Origin of the sequence: Catenibacterium sp. UBA627, assembly GCF_002299355.1 — a bacterium.
In the GTDB taxonomy this organism is placed as follows: Bacteria; Bacillota_I; Bacilli_A; order Erysipelotrichales; family Coprobacillaceae; genus Catenibacterium; species Catenibacterium mitsuoka.
The window spans coordinates 1-4,030 of the sequence record NZ_DBPF01000020.1; the positions used below are offsets into that span (position 1 = coordinate 1).

At 35.0% G+C, this 4,030-nt stretch carries 5 protein-coding genes; 4 read left to right on the top strand and 1 reads right to left on the bottom strand.

Features of this window, described 5'->3' with window-relative positions:
* Positions 1–638: 638 nt before the first annotated feature.
* The 4 genes from B2S90_RS01330 (at position 639) to B2S90_RS01345 (ending at position 3,365) form a co-directional block, all read left to right on the top strand.
* A complete protein-coding gene (locus B2S90_RS01330; RefSeq protein WP_286696433.1) occupies positions 639–1,415 on the top strand; it encodes an SDR family NAD(P)-dependent oxidoreductase in 777 nt (258 codons plus the stop codon).
* Positions 1,416–1,425: 10 nt separating this feature from the next.
* A complete protein-coding gene (locus B2S90_RS01335) occupies positions 1,426–2,640 on the top strand; it encodes an L-lactate MFS transporter (protein ID WP_055233632.1) in 1,215 nt (404 codons plus the stop codon).
* A gap of 145 nt (positions 2,641–2,785) precedes the next feature.
* Positions 2,786–3,043 (top strand): type II toxin-antitoxin system Phd/YefM family antitoxin, encoded by a 258-nt coding sequence (locus B2S90_RS01340; protein ID WP_278861425.1) that lies wholly within the window; start codon positions 2,786–2,788, stop codon positions 3,041–3,043.
* Complete coding sequence (locus B2S90_RS01345; protein WP_278780412.1) at positions 3,033–3,365, top strand: type II toxin-antitoxin system RelE/ParE family toxin; 333 nt, start codon at positions 3,033–3,035, stop codon at positions 3,363–3,365. Before B2S90_RS01340 ends, B2S90_RS01345 begins: the two co-directional genes overlap by 11 nt.
* Before the next feature lie 66 nt (positions 3,366–3,431).
* Here the strand turns inward: B2S90_RS01345 and B2S90_RS01350 are convergent.
* The coding region (locus tag B2S90_RS01350) for a DUF4143 domain-containing protein (protein ID WP_414630680.1) at positions 3,432–4,030 on the bottom strand (599 nt) is incomplete at its 5' end.

Below are 4,030 nucleotides of genomic sequence, written 5' to 3' on the forward strand. Positions count from 1 at the left end.
CTGATTTCTAATCTAATTATAGAACAAATGGAAAATTCATGTATTAGGTTCAGCTTCGAGAACGCCGTTTAATAGGTGCTTATAAAATTTAATTTTCACTAGCCTATGGTTTGTGGGAATTCAAATTGTGGCTTTGATTTTCCGTTTTATTACTTCATCTAATAAATGTTTACATGGTTTCCATAATCTTCAGTACGCTGTTCTACAATAATTCTTTTGCATGACAGAACTATCTTAAAAGTGCAACTTGATTTAGTAAATGCTGATTATAAGTATAATAATGTCTATTAGTTTGAGTTCGGTTTGCCTTTAAAGTTCCTTTTCTATCTCAACGTTATAATATCTTGACAGATACGCCTAAAAGTTCAGAAAAATCCTTTAATTTGTAATTTATGATATTTGATGTGTTCATTTTAACGCTCTTCTTTGAGCAGATTTGAACACATTTAATCACAATAGTCAATATATTTAGTTACTTATATTTTCCTCCTTAAAACTGTTTGAGAGTTCTTACCCATTATACCAAAGAAAGCCCTATCATTTATGCTTATTTTAAGCAAATTTAGACTATTGACTCTCAAACCATTTGAGACTCTATAATCAACTTGTAAATTTTTTAACAAAGGGAGAGAAACGAAATGGATGAAAGAAAAGTAGTTTTGATCACTGGCGGAGCCATGAGTCAAGGACGTGCACATGCATATAAATATGCAGAAAATGGATTTGACGTTGTGTTAGCTGATATGCAGGAACCAACTAGTGAAGCATTTAAAGAAACAATCGCACATTGTAAATCAATAGGTGCAAAAGTACTTGCTGTTAGGGCAAACATCACTTCTACAGAAGATATGGAAAACCTATTCAAGAGTGCATGGGATACTTTTGGACGTATTGACGTTGTCATTGCGAACGCAGGCGTTATTAACTTTGCCTACACTTGGGAACTAACAGATGAACAGGTAGAAAAAGTCATCAACATTAACCTTATCGGTACTTGGCGTACAGATAAGTATGCAGCACAGTATATGTTGAAGCAGGGATTTGGTCGTATTATTAATATTTCTTCTACTTCAGGATTATATGGCACACCAAAGCTTGCAACATATTGTATGAGTAAATGGGGGATCTTAGGATTAACTAAGACACTTGCAAAAGAAGTAGGTTCTAAGGGTATTATCGTGAATGCATTATGTCCTACAAAGGTTAAAACACCTATGTGTGAAACAATGGAATATGTACAGTTTATTAATGATTTAACAGGTAAAGATTTCAAATCTGTTGAAGAAATGTACAATGGCGTACCATTCCTTGATGTAGAAGATATTTCTTCTATGGTTTATTGGTTAGGTACCAGTCGTGAAGCAGGTAAATTTAATGGCCGTGAAGTTGCTTTAGACTTAGGTACATTACAGTAGGAGGATTATCATGAATATTACGAAAGCAACACGCTGGCGTGTGTTTGCAGGAGTATGGATTCAGTCTTTATTCACTTCTGCCACTGCCTTCTTCAGTTTATTCTGTTTGCCATTATGTAATCAGTTTGGATGGAGTACTTCTGATTTCTCAATGGCTTATACTATTTATATGTTTATTTATTGTGCTGTAGGCTTTATTGGTGGTATTTTAGCTGAAAAGTTACAGCCTAGAGTTGCTATCTATATGGGTCTTGCATTATTTGCAGGTGGATGGGTATTAACAGGTTTTGCGAATACAATCCCATTCTTATATGTAGCTTATGGTGTAATTGCCGGTGCTGGTGCTGGTATGATTTATCCAGCATGTCTTCCAACCGCTTTAAAATGGTTCCCTGACAAGAGTGGTTCTATTTCTGGTTTAGTACAGGCTGGAGCCGCATGTGGACCATTCATTATGTCCCCAGTCGCTCAGATGCTTATCTCTACATATGGTGCACAGACTGCATGTAAGATTCTTGGTGTGATCTTCTTAATTGGTGTTGGTGCTGTTGCTTGGATGATTGTACCTTGTCCTGATGGATGGACTCCTGAAGGATGGACACCATCAACAACACAATCTAAAGAATTAAATACAAAAGACTATAACATCCCACAGATGGTTAAAACACCTATCTTCTGGGTATTAGTAGTTATGTTTATCTTTGCGAATGCAGCAGGAACTATGATGGTCTCAGCCACTTCACCAATTGCTCAGAAACAGATTGGTTTAAATGCGATGAGTGCAGCACTTTGTGTATCACTTATGACTTTATTTAACATGTTTGGTCGTATCTCATTTGGGTTTATCTATGATAAATTAAAGGGATGGAACTCACTTATTCTTGTATTACTTATTAACGGTATCTCAATGTTGATGTTAACTATGGCCCATTCTTATGCATACTTCATCTTATGTATTGCCTTAGTAGGATTCTCATTTGGTGGATTACTTGTCGTATTTGCGCCTATGGTTAAGATCATCTTTGGTTCTAAGTACTATAACAGAAACTATGGTTTAATCTTCATTGGCTATGGTATCGGTGCTTTTGTAGGTCCTAAGATTTCAGCAAGTTTCTTTGATGCCACTGGATCATATGTAATGGGTTATATCGGTTCAGCTATTCTTGCAGCACTTGCGATTGTATTAGTACTAGTAGCTAAGAAGTTACAGAAAACTATGAACTAATATTAAAACGACACTTGATGTGTCGTTTTAATATCTAAAGAAACAACAGAAGAAACACTCCTTTATTAAGCTATGATAATTCACACCCACTCGCAGTGTGGCTAAATATAGACTATAATATAGCCACATGAAAGGAGTTGATTCTATGCAGATTATTCCAATGCGTGATTTAAAAAATACGGTTGAAGTAGAACGTCGCTGTGCAGAAGAAAACGGCCCTGTATTCGTAACCAAGAATGGATACGGCAGATTAGTTGTTATGGACATCGATTATTATGAAAAAACTATGAGAAAGATGGATGAAGCAATAACAATATTGGATGGTTTGAAAGATGTAAAATCCGGAAACACAGTAGAAGGAGATGCTGCAATTTCTAATATAAGGAGCAAGTATGGCATCTAAATTTGGATATCGACTGACCAAAAGAGCAGAATCTGATTTAGACGGAACTGTCTCATATATCGCAATTGACCTTGCAAATCCACAAGCTGCATCAGATTTCGTAGATAAGCTACTGTATAATATTGAAGAAGCAAGAGTTTTTCCTGAAAATGGTTCTCTTGTAGATAATGAATTTTTACAGTTAGAAAATGTGAGAAAGAAATTGATTGGAAAATATATCATGTACTATCTTCCGAATACTGTAGAGAATATAATCTTAATCCTACGTATTGTATATGGTAAACAAAATATCACTGATATTCATATAAAACTGGATATTTGATCACGTAAGCATCGGTCACGAATTGATCGATGCTTTTATTTATAGATCCAGATAAGTTCCATTCCTTTATAGTGCCTTTTGCGCACTTATAGGAATAATGCCATCTTCTTTCTCTATCAAGAAATCAGTATCATCTGCGCAATATATACTCACATGTTCTGTTGCCATAAACTGCTGACATATATATTGTTTACTTAGTGTATGCTCATCAAGTTTTGCTATACATCCTAATAATCCTATATCTAATAGATATAATTGAAATGTATTGAAATCCTCATGTATTTTCAAGGGTGGTTTTACCTGTCTCACACGATTCACTATGTATATCAATCCACAATCAGCTAACCACTTAACAGCCACATCAAAACCTTTACCACGTTTCCCTTCATATGTATTATTAGAAATCTGAATTGGAATACTATTCCATACTTTACTTATTTTTGGACGCGGAAAATCATGTTCATAATCTAATAGAATTCTCTTCTGTATATTGCGTACTTCATCATAACTATGATGACTCACAAAATGTTGTACAGCTTCTGGCATACCACCCACAAAATAATAGTCCTTCAAAGCATCAATTTGTTTAGTTGCTAATAAGAATTCCTTATAGCTAAGTGGATAGAGGTTCATAAGATCTACTTTACCTACTGGAAATGATGTCC

Excerpts from the sequence above, each read along its gene's own strand:
- B2S90_RS01335 (WP_055233632.1), top strand. The coding sequence starts at position 1,426 with ATGAATATTACGAAAGCAACACGCTGGCGTGTGTTTGCAGGAGTATGG.
- B2S90_RS01330 (WP_286696433.1), top strand. The coding sequence starts at position 639 with ATGGATGAAAGAAAAGTAGTTTTGATCACTGGCGGAGCCATGAGTCAA.
- B2S90_RS01340 (WP_278861425.1), top strand. The coding sequence starts at position 2,786 with ATGCAGATTATTCCAATGCGTGATTTAAAAAATACGGTTGAAGTAGAA.
- B2S90_RS01345 (WP_278780412.1), top strand. The coding sequence starts at position 3,033 with ATGGCATCTAAATTTGGATATCGACTGACCAAAAGAGCAGAATCTGAT.